Annotated in this window: 21 protein-coding genes and 1 riboswitch; of the genes, 12 read left to right on the forward strand and 9 right to left on the reverse strand. The window is 72.5% G+C overall.

Annotation, left to right across the window (positions count from 1 at the left end):
* The first annotated feature begins 96 nt into the window (after positions 1-96).
* Complete coding sequence (locus ACIG3E_RS01830; RefSeq protein WP_399609974.1) at positions 97-378, forward strand: type II toxin-antitoxin system RelE/ParE family toxin; 282 nt, start codon at positions 97-99, stop codon at positions 376-378.
* An 11-nt stretch (positions 379-389) separates the two neighbouring features.
* Here the strand turns inward: ACIG3E_RS01830 and glyA are convergent, their stop codons facing one another.
* On the reverse strand, positions 390-1,688 hold the full coding sequence (gene glyA, locus ACIG3E_RS01835; protein ID WP_399609977.1) for a serine hydroxymethyltransferase: 1,299 nt from the start codon (positions 1,686-1,688) through the stop codon (positions 390-392).
* Between the two features lie 41 nt (positions 1,689-1,729).
* Positions 1,730-1,820: riboswitch (ZMP/ZTP riboswitch) on the reverse strand.
* Positions 1,821-1,991: 171 nt separating this feature from the next.
* Between glyA and rocD the strand changes: the two genes are divergently transcribed.
* The 6 genes from rocD to ACIG3E_RS01865 all read left to right on the forward strand — a co-directional run bounded on the left by rocD (position 1,992) and on the right by ACIG3E_RS01865 (position 7,657).
* Positions 1,992-3,194 (forward strand): ornithine--oxo-acid transaminase, encoded by a 1,203-nt coding sequence (rocD, locus tag ACIG3E_RS01840; protein ID WP_399609979.1) that lies wholly within the window; start codon positions 1,992-1,994, stop codon positions 3,192-3,194.
* A gap of 235 nt (positions 3,195-3,429) precedes the next feature.
* A complete protein-coding gene (locus ACIG3E_RS01845; protein ID WP_399609981.1) occupies positions 3,430-4,329 on the forward strand; it encodes a polysaccharide deacetylase family protein in 900 nt (299 codons plus the stop codon).
* A 271-nt stretch (positions 4,330-4,600) separates the two neighbouring features.
* Positions 4,601-5,047: a hypothetical protein gene (locus ACIG3E_RS01850; RefSeq protein WP_399609984.1), complete on the forward strand. Its 447-nt coding sequence runs from the start codon at positions 4,601-4,603 to the stop codon at positions 5,045-5,047.
* Positions 5,048-5,187: 140 nt separating this feature from the next.
* Entirely contained in the window at positions 5,188-5,532 is a 345-nt protein-coding gene (locus ACIG3E_RS01855; protein ID WP_399609987.1) for a hypothetical protein, read from the forward strand.
* A 162-nt stretch (positions 5,533-5,694) separates the two neighbouring features.
* Positions 5,695-5,979 carry a DUF397 domain-containing protein gene (locus ACIG3E_RS01860; protein WP_399609989.1) on the forward strand — a complete coding sequence of 95 codons (285 nt, stop codon included), beginning with the start codon at positions 5,695-5,697 and terminating at the stop codon, positions 5,977-5,979.
* Between the two features lie 94 nt (positions 5,980-6,073).
* A complete protein-coding gene (locus ACIG3E_RS01865; RefSeq protein WP_399609991.1) occupies positions 6,074-7,657 on the forward strand; it encodes an alpha/beta hydrolase in 1,584 nt (527 codons plus the stop codon).
* Here ACIG3E_RS01865 and ACIG3E_RS01870 read toward each other — a convergent pair.
* The gene (locus tag ACIG3E_RS01870) at positions 7,654-8,277 is read right to left on the reverse strand and encodes a hypothetical protein (protein WP_399609993.1); all 624 of its coding nucleotides are present in this window, start codon (positions 8,275-8,277) and stop codon (positions 7,654-7,656) included. The genes ACIG3E_RS01865 and ACIG3E_RS01870 overlap by 4 nt on opposite strands.
* Positions 8,278-8,471: 194 nt before the next feature.
* Here ACIG3E_RS01870 and ACIG3E_RS01875 point away from each other — a divergent pair, with 194 nt between their 5' ends.
* Entirely contained in the window at positions 8,472-9,293 is an 822-nt protein-coding gene (locus ACIG3E_RS01875) for a hypothetical protein (protein ID WP_399610755.1), read from the forward strand.
* Between the two features lie 49 nt (positions 9,294-9,342).
* On the opposite strand, the gene ACIG3E_RS01880 is transcribed toward ACIG3E_RS01875, so the two are convergent.
* Positions 9,343-9,816, reverse strand: a complete 474-nt coding sequence (locus ACIG3E_RS01880) for an RrF2 family transcriptional regulator (RefSeq protein WP_399609995.1) — start codon at positions 9,814-9,816, stop codon at positions 9,343-9,345.
* A 117-nt stretch (positions 9,817-9,933) separates the two neighbouring features.
* Between ACIG3E_RS01880 and ACIG3E_RS01885 the strand changes: the two genes are divergently transcribed.
* The gene (locus tag ACIG3E_RS01885; RefSeq protein WP_399609998.1) at positions 9,934-10,677 is read left to right on the forward strand and encodes an SDR family oxidoreductase; all 744 of its coding nucleotides are present in this window, start codon (positions 9,934-9,936) and stop codon (positions 10,675-10,677) included.
* 27 nt (positions 10,678-10,704) lie between these two features.
* Here ACIG3E_RS01885 and ACIG3E_RS01890 read toward each other — a convergent pair whose 3' ends face one another.
* Positions 10,705-12,150 (reverse strand): PLP-dependent aminotransferase family protein, encoded by a 1,446-nt coding sequence (locus ACIG3E_RS01890; RefSeq protein ID WP_399610001.1) that lies wholly within the window; start codon positions 12,148-12,150, stop codon positions 10,705-10,707.
* A 46-nt stretch (positions 12,151-12,196) separates the two neighbouring features.
* Between ACIG3E_RS01890 and ACIG3E_RS01895 the strand changes: the two genes are divergently transcribed.
* A complete protein-coding gene (locus tag ACIG3E_RS01895) occupies positions 12,197-12,742 on the forward strand; it encodes a carboxymuconolactone decarboxylase family protein (protein ID WP_399610003.1) in 546 nt (181 codons plus the stop codon).
* A gap of 60 nt (positions 12,743-12,802) precedes the next feature.
* The gene (locus tag ACIG3E_RS01900; RefSeq protein WP_399610005.1) at positions 12,803-13,540 is read left to right on the forward strand and encodes an isocitrate lyase/phosphoenolpyruvate mutase family protein; all 738 of its coding nucleotides are present in this window, start codon (positions 12,803-12,805) and stop codon (positions 13,538-13,540) included.
* A 112-nt stretch (positions 13,541-13,652) separates the two neighbouring features.
* Here ACIG3E_RS01900 and ACIG3E_RS01905 read toward each other — a convergent pair whose 3' ends face one another.
* From ACIG3E_RS01905 to ACIG3E_RS01925, 5 genes are all read right to left on the reverse strand, one after another.
* A complete protein-coding gene (locus ACIG3E_RS01905; RefSeq protein ID WP_399610007.1) occupies positions 13,653-14,618 on the reverse strand; it encodes a glycine betaine ABC transporter substrate-binding protein in 966 nt (321 codons plus the stop codon).
* 1 nt (position 14,619) lies between these two features.
* On the reverse strand, positions 14,620-16,587 hold the full coding sequence (locus ACIG3E_RS01910; protein WP_399610010.1) for an ABC transporter permease: 1,968 nt from the start codon (positions 16,585-16,587) through the stop codon (positions 14,620-14,622).
* The gene (locus ACIG3E_RS01915) at positions 16,587-17,732 is read right to left on the reverse strand and encodes a glycine betaine/L-proline ABC transporter ATP-binding protein (RefSeq protein WP_399610013.1); all 1,146 of its coding nucleotides are present in this window, start codon (positions 17,730-17,732) and stop codon (positions 16,587-16,589) included. Before ACIG3E_RS01915 ends, ACIG3E_RS01910 begins: the two co-directional genes overlap by 1 nt.
* A 160-nt stretch (positions 17,733-17,892) precedes the next feature.
* Entirely contained in the window at positions 17,893-19,449 is a 1,557-nt protein-coding gene (locus ACIG3E_RS01920) for a GMC family oxidoreductase (RefSeq protein WP_399610016.1), read from the reverse strand.
* A gap of 117 nt (positions 19,450-19,566) precedes the next feature.
* Positions 19,567-21,069, reverse strand: coding sequence for an aldehyde dehydrogenase family protein (locus tag ACIG3E_RS01925; RefSeq protein WP_399610019.1), 1,503 nt, complete (start codon positions 21,067-21,069; stop codon positions 19,567-19,569).
* Between the two features lie 204 nt (positions 21,070-21,273).
* On the opposite strand from ACIG3E_RS01925, the gene ACIG3E_RS01930 reads away from it, so the two are divergent.
* Entirely contained in the window at positions 21,274-22,056 is a 783-nt protein-coding gene (locus ACIG3E_RS01930; RefSeq protein WP_399610022.1) for a hypothetical protein, read from the forward strand.
* Positions 22,057-22,117: the final 61 nt, after the last annotated feature.

Below are 22,117 nucleotides of genomic sequence, written 5' to 3' on the forward strand. Positions count from 1 at the left end.
TCTCAGGTGCCGCCCGTTGGTCGGGAACTGGTACGTGGCGGGCCGGTCCTCTCGGTACGCTGCGTGCGGCCGCACCAGGCTGGACAGGAGGGCGCCATGCCGTACGAAGAGGTCTATGAGGTCCTGTTCACCGAGCCCGCGGCCCGTGACCGCGACCGGCTCGACCCCGTGTGTCGCGCCTCGTTCGACAAGGCCGTCGCCCTACTCGCCCGCGACCCGTACACCGAGCACTCCCGGCCGGTCGGGCCCGGCGAGCAGGACCGTGAGATCCGCCTCACGTCACAGATCGTGGCCGAGTACATGGTCTCGCGCGGCCGTCTGCTCCTGGTCGTGCTGCGGATCTTCGACGACGCCGACATCCTGCTCGTCGAGGACTGACCCGGCGGGCGTCAGCCGGTCGGCAGCCCCGGCGCGGGGAACGCGGACATCAGCTCGGCCACCTCGCCGCGGATCTTCGCCAGCGCGTCCTCGTCCGCGGTCCGCGCCGCCTGGACGCCTCGGTCCACCCACTCCGCGACGGCCGCCATGTGCTCGACGCCGAGCCCGCGGGACGTCAGGGAGGGGGTCCCGATCCGCACCCCGGAAGGGTCGAAGGGCTTGCGGGTGTCGAAGGGCACCGTGTTGTAGTTGACGACGATCCCGGCCCGGTCGAGGGCCTTCGCCGCGACCTTGCCCGGCACGTCCTTGGGCGTGAGGTCCATCAGGATCAGATGGTTGTCCGTACCGCCGGAGACGAGGTCGAAGCCGCGGGCGAGCAGCGCGTCGGCGAGGGCCTTGGCGTTGGCGACGACGGCGTGGGCGTAGTCGCGGAAGGACGGCTGCGCGGCCTCGCGCAGGGCCACGGCGATCGCGGCGGTGGTCTGGTTGTGGGGCCCGCCCTGGAGCCCGGGGAAGACGGCCTTGTCGATGGCCTTGGCGTGCTCCTCGCGGGCGAGCAGCATCGCCCCGCGCGGCCCGCGCAGCGTCTTGTGGGTGGTCGTGGAGACCACGTCGGCGTACGGGACGGGCGAGGGGTGGGCGCCGCCCGCGACGAGCCCGGCGATGTGCGCGATGTCGGCGACGAGCACGGCCCCGGCCTCGCGGGCGATCTCGGCGAAGGCGGCGAAGTCGATGGTGCGGGGCAGCGCGGTGCCGCCGCAGAAGATCAGCTTGGGCCGTTCCTTGAGGGCGAGGTCGCGGACGGCGTCGAGGTCGATCAGCCCGGTGTCCTCGCGGACGCCGTACTGCACCCCGCGGAACCAGCGGCCGGTGGCGGAGACGCCCCAGCCGTGGGTGAGGTGGCCGCCCATCGGCAGGGCCATGCCCATGACGGTGTCGCCGGGCTCGGCGAAGGCGAGGTAGACGGCGAGGTTGGCCGGGGAGCCGGAGTAGGGCTGCACGTTGGCGTGGTCGGCGGAGAAGACGGCCTTGGCGCGGGTGATGGCGAGGCGCTCGACCTGGTCGATGTTCTGCTGGCCCTCGTAGTAGCGGCGGCCGGGATAGCCCTCGCTGTACTTGTTCTGGAGGACGGTGCCGGAGGCTTCGAGGACGGCGGCGGAGACGTAGTTCTCGCTGGGGATGAGGCGCAGGGTGTCGGCCTGGAGCTGTTCCTCGGCGGTGACGAGGGCGGCGAGCTCGGGGTCGGCGGCGGTGAGCGCCGGGTGCCGGGGCGCGGGCGAAGGGGAGGGAGAAGGGGAAGGGTGACTCATGGTGTCCTCCGGGGCGAGCGGTGATGGTGTCCGGTCGGGTCCCGGGGTGCCCAGGCGGGCGGCACCTCGAAGGTGTTGCCTCGCACGGCTTCCTCAGGGTCGCTTCCCTGTGCGCCAGTCGCCGTGCTGTGGAAACCAGGGTAACGGTCAGGCCACCGTGTCAGGGTTCGCGTTCCGAGCGAGCGACGATAGGTATTGGGCCACGAACCCGCTCTGTCCCCTACGACACGCGAGACCTTCCTTGCGCCGTTAGTAGCCGTAGGACTCGCACGACGACGTGCGAACGTGAGAAACGGAGACCCCGTGACTGCTACGGAAGACCTCATCGCCTCGGCCGAAGCGCACAGCGCGCACAACTACCACCCCCTGCCCGTCGTCGTCGCGTCGGCGGAGGGCGCGTGGATGACGGACGTCGAGGGCCGCCGGTACCTCGACATGCTCGCCGGTTATTCGGCGCTCAACTTCGGCCACGGCAACCCGCGCCTCATCGAGGCCGCCAAGCAGCAGCTGGGGCGGGTGACACTGACGTCACGCGCGTTCCACCACGACCGTTTCGCGGAGTTCTGTACGCGGCTCGCCCGGCTGTGCGGCAAGGAGATGGTGCTGCCGATGAACACGGGCGCGGAGGCCGTGGAGACGGCGGTGAAGACCGCGCGGAAGTGGGGCTACCGCGTCAAGGGCGTGCCCGAGGGCCGCGCCCGGATCGTGGTGGCGGCGAACAACTTCCACGGCCGGACGACGACGATCGTCAGCTTCTCCACGGACCCCGAGGCCCGGGCGGACTACGGCCCGTACACGCCGGGCTTCGACATCGTGCCGTTCGGTGATCTGGGGGCGCTGCGGGACGCCGTCACCGAGGACACGGTGGCGGTGCTCATCGAGCCGGTCCAGGGCGAGGCGGGGGTGCTCGTGCCGCCGCCCGGCTATCTGCCGGGGGTGCGGGAGCTGACGCGCGAGCGCGGGGTGCTGTTCGTCGCGGACGAGATCCAGTCGGGGCTCGGCCGCACGGGGCGGACCTTCGCGTGCGAGCACGAGGGCGTGGTGCCGGACGTGTATCTGCTGGGCAAGGCGCTGGGCGGCGGGGTGGTGCCGGTGTCGGCGGTGGTGGCGGACGCGGACGTGCTCGGGGTGTTCCGGCCGGGTGAGCACGGGTCGACGTTCGGCGGCAATCCGCTGGCGTGCGCGGTGGGCCTGGAGGTCGTCGCGATGCTGGAGACGGGCGAGTTCCAGCAGCGGGCGACGGAGCTCGGCGAGCATCTGCACGCGGAGCTCGGGCTGCTCGCGGGCTCCGGGAAGGTGGTGGAGGTGCGCGGGCGCGGCCTGTGGGCGGGTGTCGACATCGACCCGTCGCACGGCACGGGCCGGGAGATCTCCGAGAAGCTGATGGAGCGCGGTGTCCTGGTGAAGGACACCCACGGCTCGACGATCCGGATCGCTCCCCCGCTGGTGATCAGCAAGGAGGACCTGGACTGGGGGCTCGACCAGCTCAGGGCGGTGCTGGGCTAGCCGCCCGCGGTGCCGGGGGGCGGGGCCGCCGTCGCCCGCGCGCGGGCCGCGTCGAAGGCGCGCTGTTCGGGCGGGGGCGAGCCGCCGCCCGACCCGCGTGACGGGTGTCACATCCAAGATCACCTTGACCTTCACACCAGTGTGAGGGTTCGACCATGAGGTCACGCAGGCGGCAGGAAAACACCGCAGGCGGCGGCCCCGCGGGCCGCTCAGGCCACTTCAGAGGGTGATTGTGATGGACAACGAACTCTACGACTACAGCCCCATCGTCGAGCGCGAGCCGCTCCACTGGCCGGAAGGCAAGCGCGTCGCCTTCTACATCGGCCTGAACGTGGAGCACTTCGAGATCGGCAAGCCCTCCACGAGCGTCTACCCCGGCACCGCGGAGCTCACCCCCGACCCGCTCAACCACGGCTGGCGCGACTACGGGGCGCGGGTGGGCTTCTGGCGCACCCTGGAGACCCTGGACCGGCACGGGGTGCGCGCCAGCGTCCTGCTCAACTCCGACGTCGGCGACCGCTACCCGCAGATCGTCGAGGCGGGCCGGGAGCGGGACTGGGCGTGGCTCGCGCACGGCAAGACCAACTCGGTCCTGCACACCGGGATGACCGAGGACGAGGAGCGCGCGTCGCTCAAGGACATCGTCGAGACGATCGAACGCACGACGGGGACGCGGCCGCGCGGCTGGATGGGCCCCGGCCTGACGGAGACCCACCACACCCCGCGGCTGCTCAAGGAGCTGGGTCTCGACTACGTCCTTGACTGGACGGCCGACGACCAGCCGTTCCCCCTGAACGTGCCGGGCGTGCTGAGCGTGCCGTACACGGTGGAGCTGAACGACATCGGCCTGTTCGTCAGCAAGAACACGCCGGGCCCGGACTTCGTACAGATGCTGAAGGACCAGGTCGACCAGTTGAACGCGGAGGCGGAGGCCACGGACAGCGGGCGCGTCATGCCGCTGGCCCTGCACCCCTTCGTCATCGGCCAGGCGTTCCGCGCCAAGTACCTGGACCAGGCGCTCGAGTACATCGTGAACCACCCCGGGGTGTGGGTGACGACGTCGGACGAGATAGCGGAGCACTACCGCGCCACGCGGACCGACAGCGCGAACGGCACGTCCAGCAAGGACGCGTGACGGCGCACGAGCACGGGGGTGCGGCAGGAGCCTCGACGGTCATCAGGGCGGCTGGGAAACTTCCCGGCCGCCCTGACCCGTTTCGCCCCCGCACTGGCCGGATTGCGGCTATAGGCAATGTTTTCGCAAGGAAGACCGATTGGTCCGAGCCGTCTTGAGCTTGGCGATATCTGGTGGTGTGTCAAAACCGGGAGTGCGGTGAGGGTGGGACCCGCCCCCGACGGCGTCCCGCCTCGCGGGGAAGCGGACTGCGAGAGAGGAAGTGCTGACCATGCCTCCGATCCCGATCAAGCCCGGCATCTACAAGATCCACGCCCACATCATCGGCCCGTCGGCCCTGGTGACGGCGACGGAGCACGCCGTCAACCACGGCGCCCCCGTCATCACCGACCGGCTCAACCCCCTGCCGATCGAGCAGGAGTGGCTCATCGAGCCCGCCGAGCCGATCCCCGGCGCGCCCTACGTGATCCGCCTCGCCCAGCACGTGGAGGCGGGCCTGCTGATCGCCGACGACAGGCTCTACGTGAACGCCGTTCCGCGCGAACAGCTGGCGAAGTTCACGTTCGAGACCGTCATCGGCGGCGTCAAGATCCTCTCCGACAAGGGTCTGGCCCTGCGCGCCAACCACCGGGGCGCGCAGATCACGCTGGTGGAGCCGAAGCCCGAGTTCCAGGAGACGTGGACGCTGGAGTTCGTGAGCCCGGGCGGCGAGGAGTAGCACCGGGGCGGACGACGAGCGCCGCCCGCGCGCAGGGGTGCGCGCGGGCGGCGCACGCTTGGCCTTCCCGCTCCGCCCTCCCGGCCACCCAGGGACGTACTCCCTGGTCGCACCGGCCCCTCAGGCGGAACCGTTGCCCCATGACCACCACACGCATTGACGCGCCGCGCCGCCGCCTGGGCCGACTGGCCCTGGTCTCGGGCGCCGCGCTCGCACTGTTCGCCGCGCTGCCCATGAGCAGCGCCCAGGCCGCCGTCGGCCACTTCTACTGGGGGTCGAGCACGGGCGAGAGCTTCCAGATCGACGACCCGATCCTCGGCAAGTGCTACCCCCTCTACAAGGCGACCAGCGCGTCCAACCAGACCAACGCCACCGCCACGATCTTCTACGACGCCAACTGCGAGAGGGACTGGGGCAGCCTCCAGCCCGGCGGCTACTCCAACTACTTCGGCGCCGAGACGTACAGCGTCAGGTTCGGCAGCTAGCCCCCGAACCCCCACACGACGGCGGGGCCTCCCCTTCCGGGCCCCGCCGTTTTCCCGTGCCCGGGCCCGGCACTGGGTCGGGTGAATTTCGGCTGCACGGAACTGGGAGTGGAACGGTGGTTCTAGGCTCGGCGGGGACTATGTGGGTGGGGCTGTTCGGAGGTGGGCTGTGGGTGGCAGCCTCCGGGCCCAGGCGCGGCCACCACCGCCGGGAACAACTCCGCACTGGAGTGGCGCAAGAGCAGCCACAGTACCGCCGACGGGCCCGACTGCGTCGAAGTCGCCTGGGCCAAGAGCAGCCACAGTACCGCCGACGGGCCGGAGTGTGTCGAAGTCGCCTCCGCCATGGGCACGGTCCACATCCGTGACTCCAAGAACCCCGACGGGCCCCGGCTCACCGTCACCCCCGCCGCCTGGGCGGACTTCATCCGTCACCCCGTCACGTAACGCCCCGCGTGGGGCGCGGGTATAGGTTTCCCTACCCCCACCCCGGGTGCCCGCCGGAGTGAGGCCGGGCGGTGGCGGTTCTAGCGTCGGGGGCATGGACGAGCACCCGCGGCGAGCGCCGCGCAAGGCACCTCGACGACGTACCGCGGCGTTCGGAGCGGTGGCGGCCGCCCTCGCTCTCGCCGCCCCGGCGGCGAACGCCCCGGCGGCGAACGCCGCACCGGACCCGGGCGGCGGCCTCGGCCGCTACTACCACCAGCGCCTCCACTGGGGCAGCTGCGCCAAAGGGCCCGGTGACGAGCAGGGGCGGGAGCTGGACGAGGCGGGGGCGCGGTGTGCCGGTGTCACCGTGCCGCTCGACTACGCGGAGCCCGGGGGGCAGACCCTCCGCGTCGCCATCTCCCGCCTCAAGGCCAGCGACCAGCGCCACCGCATCGGCACGCTGCTGCTCAACAACGGCGGCCCCGGCGGGCCCACGCTCGACGCGCCGCCCGCCATCCGCAAGGCCATGAAGGAGACCGGCGCGCGCTACGACCTCATCGGCATGGACCCGCGCTTCGTCGGCCGCAGCACCCCGCTGGACTGCGGCTGGCCGGTCAGCACCGCCGTCTCCTCGGCCGGGAGGAGCCGCGCGGGCTTCGACCGGCAGGTCGCCCGGCAGCGGGACCTGGCCGACCGGTGCCGGGCCACCAACGCCGCCGTGCTGCCGCACGTCAGCACGCGCAACACCGCCCGCGACATGGACGTCATCAGGGGCGCCCTCGGGGAGGAGAAGCTGTCGTACCTCGGGTACTCGTACGGCACGTACCTCGGCACCGTCTACACGCAGATGTTCCCCGGCCGCTACGACCGCGTGGTCCTCGACGGCGCCCTCGATCCCGCGCGCTACCAGCCCCGGATCCTCAGGGGCGCCGAGCCCGAGAACGAGCGGGCCCTCGCGGACTGGGCCGCCTGGGCCGCGCGGCGGCACGGGACGTACGGTCTCGGCCGCACCCGCGCCCAGGTGCTCGCCACCGTCGACCGGATCGTCGCGAAGTCCGCGCGCGGGCTGACGCTCGGCACCGGGGCGGAGGTCTTCCGCATCGACGCATCCCACGTGCCGTTCCTGCTCGTGGAGGGCCTCGCGGACGACTCCGGCGCGGCCCGCGCGGCGCTCGGCGAGACGGTGTCCGCGCTCGCCGGGGCCGCCGCGGGGAGGCCGGTCCGGCCGTCGGAGCGCCTCGCCGCCCTGCTGCGGTACGCGACGACCGGCGTGGACTCCGCCGCGGGCAGCGCGCAGACCGCGATCCTCTGCGGCGACGTGGCCGCCCCGCGCGACCCGGAGAGCTACTGGCGCGACATCCAGCGCGCCCGTGCCCGGCATCCGCTGCTCGGCCCGCTGACCCGCAACATCAGCCCGTGCGCCTTCTGGGACCGCCCGCGCGAGCGGCCCACGCGGGTGCTGCGCGGCGCCCCGGCGCTGATCGTGGCCGCCACCGGCGACCCCCGCGCCCCGTACAAGGGGAGCGTCGCCCTGCGGCACCGCCTGCCCGGCTCCCGACTGCTCACCCTGAAGGGCGCGGGCCGCCACGGGCTGTACGCCGAGTACGGCAACACCTGTGTGGACGACCACGTCAACGCCTATCTGGCGACGGGCGAGCTGCCCGCCAAGGACCCGGTCTGCGTCAAACGGCCCTAGCGGAGCGCCCACTTGAGGGGCTCCTTGTAGAAGCCCTGCGAGTACGTCACCGACTTGACCGTGGCGTCGGCGGGGATCAGATAGGGCTCGCACACCGTGCGCTCCTCGCCCTTCTTCCAGACGTCCTCGCCGCCGAGCTCCCGCTTGCCGTCGTTGCCCACGCAGTCCCGGGGCTGGCTGGAGAGGGCGCCGATGAGGATGAACTTCGTGGCCGGGCTGCCGTCGGAGGTCTCGGCGTTGACGTTGCTCATCACCATCGGCTGCTTCACCGGGGACCCGCCGACGTGCTTGGCCTTGACGTAGATCCAGGCGACCTTCTTGCCCTTGTACTTCTTCTCGTCGTCCAGCTCCTTGAGGTCCGCGGGCTTGCCGACGGTGACCTTCGTCGGCGTGATTGAGAACTTGCCGGTCTTGTCGTACCGGGTGATCTCCTGCACCGGGCCCGCCTGGCCGACCTTCAGGTCCTTCGGGGCCTCACTGGCCCGGGCACCGGACTTGCCGTCCTTGCCCTTGTCGGAGTCGTCCGAGCCGCCGCACGCGGTCAGGGTGACGGCGGTGGCGGCCGCGACGGCCACGAGGCCGAGGCGCCGACGGTACTGGGGTGCTCGCTGAGTGCTCATGTGCTGTGCTTCCTGACTTGTTACGGGCCGCTGAGCCCCCAGTCCTCGACGGCCCGTCGCCGACCGGGGCGGGGGGGTGCGGCGTTCCGCGAAACGGCGGTCAGCCTAGAGAGCCGCTGCTCCGCGCCGCCCACCGGGCTCCCGCCCGCACACCCGCAAACCCCCTCCCCTACAGTCACTTCGTGACTCTTGGGATGATTTGCGCGCTCGGTTCGGCGGTCTGCTTCGGCATGGCCTCGGTGTTGCAGGCGGTCGCGGCGCGCTCGACCGCGCCCGGTACGGGGTCCGGCGTCGACCCCGCGCTGCTGCTTCGCGCCGTGCGGCAGTGGCGGTACGTGGCCGGACTCGCCCTGGACGGGGTCGGGTTCCTGCTCCAGATCGTGGCCCTGCGGTCCGTGCCCATCTACGCGGTGGGCGCCGCGCTCGCCGCCTCGCTGGCCGTGACGGCCGTGACCGCGGCGCGGCTCCTCGGGGTGCGGCTCAGCGGTACGGAGTGGGGCGCGATCGGCGTCGTGTGCGCCGGGCTCGCCCTGCTCGGCCTCGCGTCCGGCGAGGAGGGCGACAAGGGCGGCTCCACGGAGCTGCGGTGGGCGATGCTGGGCGTCGCCCTGGCCGTGCTCCTGCTCGGGGCCGTGGCCGGGCGCCTGCCGGACCGGGCGCGGGCGGTGGCCCTCGGCCTCGGGGCGGGCTGCGGCTTCGGCGTGGTCGAGGTGACCGTGCGCCTGATCGACGACGTCTCGCCGGGGGCGCTCGTCGCCAACCCCGCCGCGTACGCGCTCCTGATCGGCGGGGGCGCCGCGTTCCTCCTCCTCACCTCCGCCCTCCAGCGCGGCTCGGTCACCGCCGCCACGGCGGGCATGGTCATCGGCGAGACCATCGGCCCCGCCCTGGTGGGCGTGGTCTGGCTCGGCGACCGCACCCGCGAAGGCCTCGGCTGGCTGGCCGTCCTCGGCTTCGCGGTGGCGGTGGCGGGAGCCCTGGCGCTGGCCCGCTTCGGCGAGGCCCCGACCGACTGAGACCCGCCCCGGGGAAGGGGCGCGCGGCCGGGGAAGGGGCGCGCGGCCGCTACCCCGCGCCCACGAGCAGCCGCCGGGTGCGCTCCGGAGCCCACTCCGGGAGTTCGGCGAGGAGGTCGGCCAGGGTGACCGCGGCGAGGCTGGTGCGCCAGGCGGTGTGGGCCGCGGCCATCTTCGCCGCGATGAGGCAGACGGCGCGGCAGTCCTCGGCGGGCAGCGCGCCCCGGCCCTGCTGGCGGATCTCCCGGCACTCATAGGGGGGCGCCGCGCCGTCCACCGCCTCGACGATGTCGAGCAGCGTGATGTCCGCGACCGGGCGGGCCAGGCGGAAGCCGCCCCTCGGGCCCGTCGTCGCGGCGAGGACACCGGCCTTGACGAGCGGCTGGAGCTGCTTGGCGAGATAGGCCTGCGGCACGTCGAAGTACCCCGCGAGCTGTCCCGCCGACGCGGTCGCGCCCGGCTCCAGCTGCGCCAGCGACGTGGCGCAGTGCAACACCCACTCCGTACTCACAGGCAGCTTCATGCCGTCGAGTCTATCTCGGACATCCTAGATCCGGGATATTGCGGATACATTTAGTCCGAGATATGGTTCGGGTACCGAACGAAACACCAAGGGACACCAGGACCAGGGGAGATCGTCATGCGCATCGCCGTCGCCGGAGCCACCGGGAGCATCGGGGCCCGCACCGTCGCCGTACTGGAGAAGGCGGGCCACGACGTCGTGCGCGTCAGCCGCTCGCTGGGCGTGGACCTGACCACCGGGGAGGGGCTCGACGCCGCGCTCGCCGGGGTGGACGCGGTCGTGGACACCACCAACTGCACCGCGAGCGACCCCGCGGAGACGGTCGCCTACTTCGGCACCACCACGCGGACCCTGCTCGCCGCCGAGGAGAAGGCGGGGGTCAGGCACCACGTCCTGCTGTCCATCGCGGGCATGGACCGCGTCGAGGGCAACGCGCACTACGTGGGCAAGCGCGAGCAGGAGCGCCTGGTCGCCGCGGGCCCGGTGCCGTGGAGCATCGTCCCGGCCACGCAGTTCCACGACTTCGCCGCGATGGTCGCGGGCTGGACCGAGCAGGACGGCGTCGCCACCGTCGCGCCGCTGCTCCTCCAGCCCGTCGCGCCCGACGACGTGGCGAGCGTCCTCGCCGAGGTCGCGGCCGGCGCGCCCGTCGGCCGCCATCAGGACGTGGCCGGGCCCGACCCGCAGGACATGGTCGACATGGCCCGGCGCACGCTCCAGGCCCAGGGCCGCACGGTGAAGCTCGTCCCGACCTGGTCGGGCCTCTTCGGCCCGGACATGGCGGGCGACGTACTGCTGCCCGCCAAGGACGCCCGCATCATGCCCACCACCTTCGAGGAGTGGCTGGCCACGCAGGGCTAGCCCGAGGCGCCCGGCGCCCGGCCCCGGTCACGGCAGCGAGCGGCACAGCGCGTCGAGGGCCGCGGCCCAGGTGTGGTCGGCGGGCGTGCCGTAGCCGACCACCAGCGCGTCCCGGCCGTCCGCTGCCGCCCCGGGGTGGCGGAAGCGGGACAGGCCCTGGACCGCGAGGCGCTGCCAGCTCGCGGACTGCACCACCAACTGCTCGGTGCCGGGCGGCAGTTGGAGCACCGCGTGCAGTCCCGCCGCGATGCCGGTGACGCGGACCTCGGGCGCGCGCTCGGCCAGGGCGGCCACCAACTGGTCGCGGCGGCGCCGGTAGCGGAGCCGCATCGCGCGCACATGGCGGTCGTACGCCCCGGACGTCAGGAACTCCGCGAGCGTCAGCTGGTCGACGGCGCCGCCCGACGCCCCCGCCCGCTCCTTCAGCTCGGCCACCTGAGAGGCCAGCGCGGCCGGGAGCACCATCCACGCGATCCGCAGGCCCGGCGCGAGGGACTTGCTGGCCGTGCCCAGGTACACCACCCGGTCGGGGTCGAGGCCCTGGAGCGCGCCGACCGCCTGCCGGTCGTAGCGGAACTCGCCGTCGTAGTCGTCCTCCAGGATCAGCCCGTCCGACCGCCGCGCCCACTGCACGGCCTGCGCCCGCCGGTCGGGATGCAGCGGTACGCCGATGGGGAACTGGTGGGCGGGCGTAAGGAGCACCGCCCGGTGCGCGGCCAGCCCGTCGGTGCGCGTGCCGTGTGCGTCGAGCCCGAGCGGCCGGGTGCGCAGGCCCATCCGCTCAAGCCGGTCCCAGTGCAGATCGAGACCGTACGACTCGACCGCGATCTCCCCCGGGCCGCGCGCGCCGAGCAGCTCGCCGAGCAGCGTCAGGCCGTGCACGAAGCCGGGCACGACGACGATCCGGTCCGGTTCGGCGTGCACGCCCCGGGCCCGGGAGAGATACGCGGCGAGGGCCGTGCGCAGCTCGATCCTGCCGCGTGGATCGCCGTAGCCGAGCGCGTCGTTGGGAGCCGCGGCCAGCGCGCGCCGCGCCGCCTTCAGCCACTCCCCGCGCGGGAAGGACGCGACGTCCGGCCTGCCCGGGGTCAGGTCGTGGACCGGGGCGCCACCGGTGCGGGGCGGGCGCGCGGGCGCCACCGGGCGCGGCACGTCACGGGCGGCGACCCGGGTGCCCGAGCCCTGCCGGGCGGTCAGCCAGCCCTCCGCGACGAGGTCCGCGTACGCGTCGGCGACCGTGTTGCGCGCGATGCCCAGGTCGGCGGCGAGCGTACGGGACGACGGCAGGCGCGTGCCCGGCGCGAGCCGACCGCAGCGGACCGCGTCGCGCAGGGCGTCGGTGAGGCTGCGGCGCACCCCGGAGCGGGAGCCCCTGCCGGGCGCGTCGAGATGGAGGTCCACGCTCCAGCCCCCGCTGCGGCCCGAGGGGCCTGAGGTGTCCGCTTCGCCGGAAGTGGCCCAAGATTTCTCCATGGGAATGGACCATACCTGTGGGCCGATCGCCCCGTAGGTTCAAGCCATGACCCACACCACGCAGGCCGCCGCCACCGCCCCGCACGCGCACGCCCACGACGACCGGCTGCCCGAGCACACGCCCCGCCTCAACATGGCCGAGCTGGCCCCGGAGGCGTACAAGGCCATGATCCGGTTCGCCGCGGCCGCCAAGCGCGGTGTCGACCCGGTCCTCTTCGAGCTCATACAGATCCGGGCCTCGCAGCTCAACCACTGCGCGTTCTGCCTCGACATGCACACCAAGGACGCCCTCGCGGCCGGTGAGAGCGTCGAGCGGATCGTGCAGCTGTCCACCTGGGAGGAGTCCAAGCACTTCTACACGGCCCGGGAGATCGCCGCCATCGAGCTGACGGAGGCCGTGACCGTCCTCACCGACGGCTTCGTCCCCGACGCGGTGTACGAGCGCGCCGCGCGCCACTTCGACGACGCGGAGCTGGCCCACCTCATCGCCGCGATCACCCTGATCAACGGCTGGAACCGGTTCGCCGTGACCACGCGCATGGTGCCCGGGCACTACACGCCCGGGTCCACCGCGCACCGGCCCGCCGTGTAGCACCGGCACGTCGCGCGCGCGGCGCGCGTTCCCGCAGCCCCGAGAGGATGAGCACCACCCATGAGCAAGTGCACTGCCGAGGCGTTCGGCGCCCTGCACCACGGACGGGCGCCGGGCGACCCGCTCGTCCTGCCCGGGCCGTGGGACGCGGCCAGCGCCCGCGTCTTCGAGGAGGCCGGGTTCCCCGCGCTCGCCACGCCCAGCGCGGGCGTCGCCGCCGCCCTCGGGTACGCCGACGGGTCCGTGCCGCCGGGCGAGATGTTCGAGGCGGTCGCGCGGGTCGCGCGGGCCGTGTCCGTGCCGGTCAGCGCGGACGTCGAGGACGGGTACGGGCTGCCCGCGCGCGAGCTGGTGGGGCGGCTGCTCGACGCCGGGGTCGTCGGGTGCAACCTGGAGGACTCCTGGGGGGCCGAGGGCGCGCCGCCGGGCGCCCTCAAGGACCCGCGGGAGCAGGCGGACTACCTCGCGGCGGTGCGGGAGGTCGCCGGGCGCGAGCTGTTCGTCAACGCGCGCGTCGACACGTATCTGCGCGGGGGCGCGGACTTCGAGGAGACCGTGGCGCGGGCGCGGCTCTACGTCGAGGCCGGGGCGGACTGCGTCTACGTCATCAAGGCGCCGGTGGCGGTGCTGCCCGCGCTCCGCGCGGGCATCGGGGGGCCGCTGAACGTCATCGGGCTGCCCGGTGGGCCCTCTCCGCAGGAGCTGGGGCGGCTCGGCGCGACGCGGGTCACCTTTGGGCCGGGGCTGCACCGGCAGGCCATGGCGGCCCTGCGCGACATCGCTAAGCAGGTGGCGTAGCCCTGCCGGGGGCTTCCCCCATCCCGCCCCTTCCCGAAACCGGGGGCTCCGCCCCCGGACCCCCGCTCCTCAAACGCCGGAGGGGCTGGAAACCCAGCCCCTCCCACGAGGGTCACTTCGGGAGCCACGCCTTCCACTTGGCCTCGTTGTCCGCGACCCAGCGCTCCGCCGCGTCTTCCGGGGACATCTTCTTATCGGCGATCATCAGGGAAACCTCGTTCTGGTCGGCCTCCGACCAGTTGAAGCGCTTCAGGAAGGCCGCCGCGTCGCCCCCGTTCTTCGCGAAGTCCGCGTTGAAATACTTCTGGAGCGGCGTGTGCGGGTAGGCGCACTTGATCTTCGCGGGGTCGGCGTCGCAGCCCTCCTTGTACGCGGGCAGCTTCACCTCCGTCATCGGCACCTTCTTGAACAGCCACTGGGGCTTGTACCAGTAGGTGAGGAACGGCTTTCGCTGCTTGGCGAACTGTTCGATCTGGGTGATCTGGGCCGCCTCGGAGCCCGCGAAGACGACCTTGTAGTCCAGGTCGAGGTTCTCCACGAGGGCCTTGTCGTTGGTGACGTAGGACGGGGAGCCGTCCATGAGCTGGCCCTTGCCGCCGGACTCCGGGGTGCGGAAGTCCTTCGCGTACTTGTTGAGGTTCTTCCAGTCGGTGACGTCGGGGTGCTTCTTCGCGAAGTACGTGGGGACGTACCAGCCGATGTGGCCGGTCACGCCGACGCCGCCGCCGGGGACGATCGTCTTCTTGTCCTTGATGTAGCGCTGCTCCTGGTCCGGGTGGCCCCAGTCCTCCATGATCGCGTCGACGCGGCCCTGGCTGAGCGCGTCCCAGGCCGGGATCTCGTCGATCTGGACCTTGTCGACGCGGTAGCCCAGCTCGTGCTTGAGCAGGTACTCCGCGACGGCGACGTCGGCCTGCGCGCCCACCCAGGACTGCACGGACAGGGTCACGGTCTTGGCGCCCGCCGCGTTCGCGTACGGGGAGGCCTGCTTGCTCATGTCGGCCTTGCCGCAGCCGGAGAGGGCGAGCAGGGCCGCGCCCGCGCTGACCGAGGCGATGACACGGGTACGCGTACGCATGTCAGGCTCCCTTCTTCGCGCGGCGTTCCGTCGGCTGCGTCACCCGGTCGAGCATCAGGCCCAGGCAGACGATCGCGATGCCGCCGACCAGGCCGGTCGCCAGGTCGCCGCGGGCGAGACCGGCGAGGACGTCGTAGCCGAGCGCGCCACCGCCGACCAGGCCGCCGATGACGACGACGGCGAGGACGAGCACGACGCCCTGGTTGAGGGCGAGGAGCAGGGCCGGGCGGGCCAGCGGGAGCTGGACCTGGCGCAGGACCTGCCAGTTGGTGGCCCCGAGGGACTTCGCGGACTCCATCGCGGCGGGGCTGACCTGGCGCAGGCCCTGCGTGGTGATGCGGACGACGGCGGGCAGCGCGTACACGACGGCGGCGAAGACCGCGGGGGCGCGGCCGACGCCGAAGAGCGCGACGACCGGGATCAGGTACACGAACTGCGGCATCGTCTGGAAGACGTCGAGGACGGGGCGCAGGGCACGTTCGAGACGCCTGCTGCGCGAGGCCGCGACGCCGATCGCGAAGCCGAGGACGAGGGTCACCGCGACGCCCGCGAGGACCTGGGAGAGCGTGTCGAGGGAGGCGTTCCACACGTCGAGCACGCCGATCGCCGCCATCGCGAGGACGGCCGTGAGGGCGGTCTGCCAGGTGCCGATCACCCAGGCGAGGGCCGCGACGATCAGGAGCAGCGACCACCAGGGCAGGCCCTGGAGGCCGTCGCGCACCGGGTCGAGGACGTACGTGGTGAAGTGCGCGGACCAGTCGGCGGTGCCGCCCACCACGGGCACGCCCGTGTAGAGGTGGTCGACCATCCAGTCCTTGGCGGTGTTCACCGGCTCGGCGATCTGCACGACCCAGCTCGTCGGCCACTCCAGGCGGTCGGCGAACCGGGCGGCGAGCGCGCAGGCCACGGTCACGGCGGCGGCCAGCGACCAGCCGCGCCAGCCGCGGAGCGGGGACTCGTCCACGCGCTGCGCGCCGAGGCGTTCGCCCGCCGCGCCCGTGACCCGGTCGAGGACCACGGCGAGCAGCACGATCGGGATGCCCGCGGCGAGCGCCTGGCCGACGTCGACGGAGGCGAGCGCCTGGTAGACGCGGTCGCCGAGGCCACCGGCGCCGATCACGGAGGCGATGACGGCCATGGAGAGCGCCATCATGATCGTCTGGTTGACGCCGAGGAGGAGTTCCTTGCGGGCCAGCGGCAGGCGCGCGGAGAGCAGCCGCTGGCGGCCGGTGGCGCCGAGCGACGCCACGGCCTCCATCACGCCGCCGTCGGCGCCGCGCAGGCCGAGCGCGGTGAGCCGGGCCATCGGCGGAGCCGCGTACACGACCGTCGCGAGGACGGCGGCGGGCACGCCGATGCCGAAGACGAGGACCACGGGCAGGAGGTAGGCGAAGGCCGGGAGCACCTGCATGGTGTCGAGGACCGGGCGCATCATGCGGAAGAGGCGGTCGTTGAGCCCGCCCGCGAGGCCGAGCAGCAGGCCGAGGGCCACGGACGTGAGCACGGCCACGGTCATCAGGGCGAGCGTCTGCATCGTCGGCACCCACATGCCGAGCAGCCCGCAGATCCCGAAGGCCGCGACGGCCGTCACGGCGAGCTTCGCGCCCGCGACGCGCCAGGCGACCGCCCCCGCGGCGACGGTGACGCCCGCCCAGCCCGCGGCGAGAAGGACCAGGTAGACGCCGCGCACGGACAGCACGATGGCGTTGGAGACGTGCCCGAGGAAGTAGACGAACAGCGGGTGGCTGTCGCGGTTGTCGATGATCCAGTCGCTGGCCTTGCCGAGCGGCTCGGACAGGTCGACGGTGAGCGCGCCCGGCCAGGCGCCGGAGGCCCACTTGGCGTTGACGATCGGCACGGTGATCGCTGCCGCGAGGGCGAGCAGCAGGAGCTTGTGCACGGCGCGGTGCCGCAGCAGGGCGCCGAGCCCCGTATCTCGTACGGGCGTGGACGCGGTGGCGGAGGCCATCAGGCGCTCACCTCGCCCGGTACGGCGTCCCCGGGCGTGGCGGGCACGGCCTTCGGGGCCGCCGGGGTCGGCACGCCCGCGACCACGCCGAGCAGGTGCTCCTGGTCGACGACGCCGAGGCACCGCCCGTCGTCCATCACGCGGGCCGGGAAGCCGGTGCGGGCCACGGCCTCGATGGCCTCGGACACGGTGGCGTCGGGCGCGACCGCCGGGCCGCGCTCGTCCTTCTCGGACGCGGGGTCGAGGGGCCGCATGGCGCTGCGGACCGTCATGACCTGCTCGCGCGGCACGTCCCGGACGAAGTCGCGGACGTAGTCGTCGGCCGGGGAGCCGACGATCTCCTCGGGCGTGCCGAGCTGGACGACGCGGCCGTCGCGCATCAGGGCGATGCGGTCGCCGAGCTTGAGGGCCTCGCTGAGGTCGTGGGTGATGAAGACCATCGTGCGGCCCTCCTCGCGGTGCAGGCGCACGACCTCCTCCTGCATGTCGCGGCGGATCAGCGGGTCGAGGGCGCTGAACGGCTCGTCGAAGAGCAGGACTTCGGGGTCGGCGGCGAGCGCGCGGGCCAGGCCGACGCGCTGCTGCTGGCCGCCGGAGAGCTGGCCGGGCTTGCGCGCCTCCAGGCCTTCGAGGCCGACCTTGGCGACGACCTCGGCGGCCCGCTCGCGCCGCTCGGCCTTGCCGACGCCCTGGATCTCCAGGCCGTAGGCGACGTTGTCGAGGACCGTGCGGTGCGGGAGCAGGCCGAAGTGCTGGAAGACCATGGACGCGCGGTGGCGGCGCAGTTCGCGCAGGCGCGCCTTGTCCATGGCGAGGACGTCCTCGCCGTCGATGGCGACGGAGCCGGAGGTGGGCTCGATGAGGCGGGTCAGACAGCGCACGAGCGTGGACTTGCCGGAGCCCGACAGGCCCATGACGACGAAGACCTCGCCCTTGTTGACGTCGAAGGACACGTCCCGCACGGCGGCGGTGCAGCCGGTGCGCTCGCGCAGCGCGGCGGGGGCGAGAGCGGTGAGCTCCGGGTCGCCCGGAACGCGTTCGGCCTTCGGCCCGAAGACCTTCCACAGGTTCCGCACGGCGAACACGGGGGCCGCCGGGGCGGCGCCGCTCTCGTCCAGGGGGGCGGTGGCGACGGCTTCAGTCATCGGCGCTCACCTCGCAATTCGCCGAGCGGGCGGGGTGCGGGAGCGCGCCCCGAAGCGGCGCGGGCCGTGTCGATATGCGGCTCCGCCGCGTGGGCGCGACCAGCCGCGGGTACCTGCCCGAAACGGCGGGTGGGCGGGAGAGAGCCCCAGCGGAAGCGGCTCATCGGCCGTCACCCCCAAGGAGCTCGGCACATTTCTCCCCGACCATGAGCACTCCGATCATCGGGTTCACGGCGGGCATCGTCGGGAAGACGGATGCGTCCGCGATACGGATTCCGGACAGGCCCCGGATCTTCAACTCCGGGTCCACCACGGCGAGTTCATCAGTGGAAGCACCCATTCGGCAGGTGCCCGCCGGATGGTAGACGGTGTGCGCGGCCTTGCGGACCAGCTCGCTGATCTCGGCGTCGTCGGTGACGTGCGGGCCGGGGAAGACCTCCCGCTTGAGCCACTTCTTGAACGGCTCGGCCTCGGCGACCTTGCGGGCCAGCTTGATGCCGTCGACGAGCGTCTGCCCGTCGTAGTCGTCCTCGTCCTCGAAGTACTTGAAGTCGAGGGCGGGCTTGACCTCCGGGTCCGCCGAGGTCAGGTAGAGGCGGCCGCGGGCGCGGGACTTGGGGATGTTCGGCGTCATCGACACGCCGTGCTCGGGGCGTTCGTAGCCGAGGCGCTCCGGGTTGTCCGTGAACGGGATCTGGTAGAAGTGGAACATCAGGTCCGGGCCCTTGTGCTCCGGGTCCCGCTTCACGAACAGGCCCGCGTCGGAGTCCATCGCGGAGTTGCCCGGGATCGGCCCGTCGGTCTCCCAGACGATGACCGACTCGGGGTGGTCGATGAGGTTCTCGCCGACGCCCGGCAGGTCGTGCGTGACGGGGATGCCGAGGGCCTCCAGGTCCTTCTTCGGGCCGATGCCCGAGTGCATGAGCAGGCGCGGGGTGTCCACGGCGCCCGCGCACACGAGCACCTCGCGGCGGGCGGTGAGCAGCCGCTCCGCGCCGTCCTTGGTGCGCACGTGCACGCCGCGCGCGGTCTTGCCCTCAAGCTCCAGCTTGTACGCCCACGTCTCCAGGAACAGGTGGAGGTTCGGGCGGTCACCGGCCTCCATGTGCGGGTGGAGGTAGGCGACGGAGGCGGAGGAGCGCTTGTTGTTCTCCGGGTGGTACGCCAGGTCGAAGAAGCCGACGCCCTCGTCGAAGGGCCGGTCGTTGAAGCCGACGACCTCGGGGACGCCCAGGGCCTCCTTGACGGCCTCGATCCAGTCGCTGGCGATCTGGTTCTGGTCCTTCTTGGCGACGCGTACGACGTTGTTGCGCAGCTTGCCGTAGTACGGGTCCATGGCCTTGGCGTTCCAGCCGGTGGCGCCCGCGGCCTCCCACTCGTCCCAGTCGGACGGCAGCGGCTTGAAGGAGATCAGCGTGTTGTGCGAGGAGCAGCCGCCGAGGACCTTGGCGCGGCTGTGCAGGATGTGCGAGTTGCCGCGCGGCTGCTCGGTGGTCGTGTACTCGTAGTCGAGCTCGCCGCCGAGCAGGCCGAGCCACTTGCGCAGCGTCAGGACGTCCTCGCGGTCGATGTCGCTCGGGCCGCCCTCGATCACCGCGACGGTGACGTCGGGGTTCTCGGTGAGCCGGGATGCGATCACCGATCCCGCGGTGCCGCCGCCGACGATCACGTAGTCGAACTCGGCCGGGGCCTGGGGGTTGTCAGACGTTCCAGTCATGGGGGTACTGCTCCTCGTCGCTGCCAAGGTGCTTGCGCGTAAGGGGGATTGCGGTCGTACGGACTCAAGGGGCCGCGGGCCGGGACGGTCGGGGTCCCGGCCCGGGGCCGTGGGGCCTCAGCCCTTGAACCAGCGGACCGGCGCGGGCGCCAGGTTCTCGTAGACGTGCTTGGCCTCGCGGTACTCGGCGAGTCCGGCCGGGCCCAGCTCGCGGCCGACGCCGCTCTTGCCGAAGCCGCCCCACTCCGCCTGCGGCAGGTAGGGGTGGAAGTCGTTGATCCAGATGGTGCCGTGGCGCATCCGCCGGGCCATGCGCCGGGCGCGGCCGGAGTCGGTGGTCCACACGGCGCCCGCGAGGCCGTACTCGGTGTCGTTGGCGAGGGCCAGGGCCTCGTCCTCGGTGCGGAAGGTCTCCACGGTCAGGACCGGGCCGAAGACCTCCTCGCGCACGACCTTCATCTCGCGGTGGCACAGGTCGAGCACGGTCGGCTCGTAGAAGTAGCCGGTGGCCGGCCTGGTGTCGCTGGGCTCGGGGCGCTTGCCGCCGCAGCGCAGGGCGGCGCCCTCGGCCAGGGCGGAGGCCACGTACGCCTCGGTCTTCTCGCGCTGCTCCTTGGAGACGAGCGGGCCGACCTCGACGCCGTCCTCGGTGCCGCGGCCCAGCTTGATCTTCTCGGCGCGGCGGGCGAGTTCGGCTACGAAGCGCTCGCGCACGGACTCCTCGACGATGAGGCGGCCGCCCGCCGAGCAGACCTGGCCGCTGTGGATGAACGCGGCGTTCAGCGCCTGGTCGACGGCCGTGTCGAAGCCCTCGTCGGTGGCGCAGGCGTCGGCGAAGACGACGTTGGGGTTCTTGCCGCCGAGTTCGAGGGCGACCTTCTTCACGCCGAGGGCCGCGGCCTGGGCGACCTTGGTGCCGGAGGCGAGCCCGCCGGTGAAGGACACCAGGTCCACGTCGGGGTGGTCGGCGAGCCGGGCGCCGACGGTGTGGCCGGGGCCGGTGACGATGTTGGCGACGCCCTCGGGAAGGCCCGCCTCGACGAGCAGCTCGATGAGCGCGACCGTCGTGAGGGGCGTGATCTCGCTGGGCTTGATGACGAAGGTGTTCCCGGCCGCGAGGGCGGGCGCGATCTTCCAGCTGGCCTGGAGCAGCGGGTAGTTCCAGGGCGTGATCATCGAGCAGACGCCGATGGGCTCGTGCACGACGACGCTGTGGATGTCGTCGGACCCGGCGTCGACGACGCGGCCCGCGCCCTCGCCGATCACGAGGTCGGCGAAGTACCGGAAGGCGTCGGCCACGCAGTCGACGTCGACGCGGCCCTCCTCCAGGGTCTTGCCCGCGTCCCGGCTCTCCAGGAGCCCGATCTCCTCGCGGTCGCGGACCAGCAGGTCGGCGACGCGGCGCAGCAGCGCGGCGCGCTCGGCGACGGGCGTGGCGGGCCAGGGGCCCTCGTCGAAGGCCCGGCGGGCGGCGGCGATCGCGGCGTCCGCGTCCTCGGCGCCGCCCTCGGCGATGAGGGCGAAGGGCTTGGCGTCCGCCGGGTCGAGGATCTCGCGCGTTGCGCCGTTCGCGGCCGCGCGCCATTCGCCGCCGACGTGGATGGTCTGTTGTGCGGACACGTCCCTGTTGCCTTCCGTTCCTGGCACTTTCCTGCCTTGCGCCCCACCTGGTCACTCGTGGTAGCCGGGTGCACCTGCCCTGGCCCGGGGAAAGCATGCGCATTCGATGGCCGAAAGTGCGCTGTGTCACTGCGTATGCGGGTACGCGAGGGGAAACGTACGCTCGAAGCACGTTCTGTCACTGGAGGTAGCTCTATGAGGCGAATGTCTCTTATGTCGGCGCGGGCCGCTACCGGGGTCTGTGCGGCGGCGGCCCTGGCCCTGCTCGTCCCGGCCTGTTCGTCGGACGACGACAAGGGCGACAAGAAGGACAAGACCTCGGAGCTCAGCGCCCAGGAGATCTCGGACAAGGCGAAGCAGGAGCTGCTCGACGCCACGTCGGTGCACCTCACGCTCGCGGAGAAGGGCACCGACGCCGAGAAGGACGAACCGGCGGCGATGGACCTGACGCTCGACCGCGCGGGGAACTGCACGGGCAAGCTGACCTTCGCCGCGGGCGGCGGCTCCGCCGACCTGGTCAAGCGGGGCGACAAGGTGTGGATGCGGCCGGACAGCGCGTTCTGGCGCCACCAGGTGCCGGGCGGCGACGGCGCGGCCGCCGCCGAGCTGTTCAAGAACCGCTACATCCACGGCAGCACGAGCGACCCGCTGCTCAAGGGCCTGGCCGAGGTCTGCGACCTCAAGAAGCTCCAGAAGTCGGTCGACGAGGACTCCGACGACGACACGGACAAGCTGAAGAAGGGCGACGTCACCACGGTCGACGGCACGAAGGTCGTGCCGCTCACGTCCACCGAGGACGGCAAGAAGAAGACGCTGTACGTGGCGTCCGAGGGAAAGCCCTATCTGATCCGCGCCACGGAGAAGGGCGACGGCGAGGACAAGACAACCACGCTGCGTGACTATGGCGAGCCGGTCCCCACGGAGACGCCTTCGGCTCAGGACTCTGTGGACATCGCGAAGCTCAAGGATCAGCTTCAGCGGACCTGAGGGCGCCGCTCCGTCGCCATCTGCGGGTTCGTCGGGGCTGGTCGCGCCGTTCCCCGCGCCC

Source organism: Streptomyces sp. NPDC053474 (genome assembly GCF_044544845.1).
Taxonomy (GTDB): domain Bacteria; phylum Actinomycetota; class Actinomycetes; order Streptomycetales; family Streptomycetaceae; genus Streptomyces.

What these genes read in the sequence shown, in the direction of transcription:
- ACIG3E_RS01830 (WP_399609974.1), top strand. Translation starts at nt 97, where the DNA reads ATGCCGTACGAAGAGGTCTATGAGGTCCTGTTCACCGAGCCCGCGGCC.
- glyA (WP_399609977.1), bottom strand. Translation starts at nt 1,688, where the DNA reads ATGAGTCACCCTTCCCCTTCTCCCTCCCCTTCGCCCGCGCCCCGGCAC.
- ACIG3E_RS01845 (WP_399609981.1), top strand. Translation starts at nt 3,430, where the DNA reads ATGGACAACGAACTCTACGACTACAGCCCCATCGTCGAGCGCGAGCCG.
- ACIG3E_RS01850 (WP_399609984.1), top strand. Translation starts at nt 4,601, where the DNA reads ATGCCTCCGATCCCGATCAAGCCCGGCATCTACAAGATCCACGCCCAC.
- ACIG3E_RS01855 (WP_399609987.1), top strand. Translation starts at nt 5,188, where the DNA reads ATGACCACCACACGCATTGACGCGCCGCGCCGCCGCCTGGGCCGACTG.
- ACIG3E_RS01865 (WP_399609991.1), top strand. Translation starts at nt 6,074, where the DNA reads ATGGACGAGCACCCGCGGCGAGCGCCGCGCAAGGCACCTCGACGACGT.
- ACIG3E_RS01870 (WP_399609993.1), bottom strand. Translation starts at nt 8,277, where the DNA reads ATGAGCACTCAGCGAGCACCCCAGTACCGTCGGCGCCTCGGCCTCGTG.
- ACIG3E_RS01875 (WP_399610755.1), top strand. Translation starts at nt 8,472, where the DNA reads ATGATTTGCGCGCTCGGTTCGGCGGTCTGCTTCGGCATGGCCTCGGTG.
- ACIG3E_RS01880 (WP_399609995.1), bottom strand. Translation starts at nt 9,816, where the DNA reads ATGAAGCTGCCTGTGAGTACGGAGTGGGTGTTGCACTGCGCCACGTCG.
- ACIG3E_RS01885 (WP_399609998.1), top strand. Translation starts at nt 9,934, where the DNA reads ATGCGCATCGCCGTCGCCGGAGCCACCGGGAGCATCGGGGCCCGCACC.
- ACIG3E_RS01890 (WP_399610001.1), bottom strand. Translation starts at nt 12,150, where the DNA reads ATGGAGAAATCTTGGGCCACTTCCGGCGAAGCGGACACCTCAGGCCCC.
- ACIG3E_RS01895 (WP_399610003.1), top strand. Translation starts at nt 12,197, where the DNA reads ATGACCCACACCACGCAGGCCGCCGCCACCGCCCCGCACGCGCACGCC.
- ACIG3E_RS01900 (WP_399610005.1), top strand. Translation starts at nt 12,803, where the DNA reads ATGAGCAAGTGCACTGCCGAGGCGTTCGGCGCCCTGCACCACGGACGG.
- ACIG3E_RS01905 (WP_399610007.1), bottom strand. Translation starts at nt 14,618, where the DNA reads ATGCGTACGCGTACCCGTGTCATCGCCTCGGTCAGCGCGGGCGCGGCC.
- ACIG3E_RS01910 (WP_399610010.1), bottom strand. Translation starts at nt 16,587, where the DNA reads ATGGCCTCCGCCACCGCGTCCACGCCCGTACGAGATACGGGGCTCGGC.
- ACIG3E_RS01915 (WP_399610013.1), bottom strand. Translation starts at nt 17,732, where the DNA reads ATGACTGAAGCCGTCGCCACCGCCCCCCTGGACGAGAGCGGCGCCGCC.
- ACIG3E_RS01920 (WP_399610016.1), bottom strand. Translation starts at nt 19,449, where the DNA reads ATGACTGGAACGTCTGACAACCCCCAGGCCCCGGCCGAGTTCGACTAC.
- ACIG3E_RS01930 (WP_399610022.1), top strand. Translation starts at nt 21,274, where the DNA reads ATGTCTCTTATGTCGGCGCGGGCCGCTACCGGGGTCTGTGCGGCGGCG.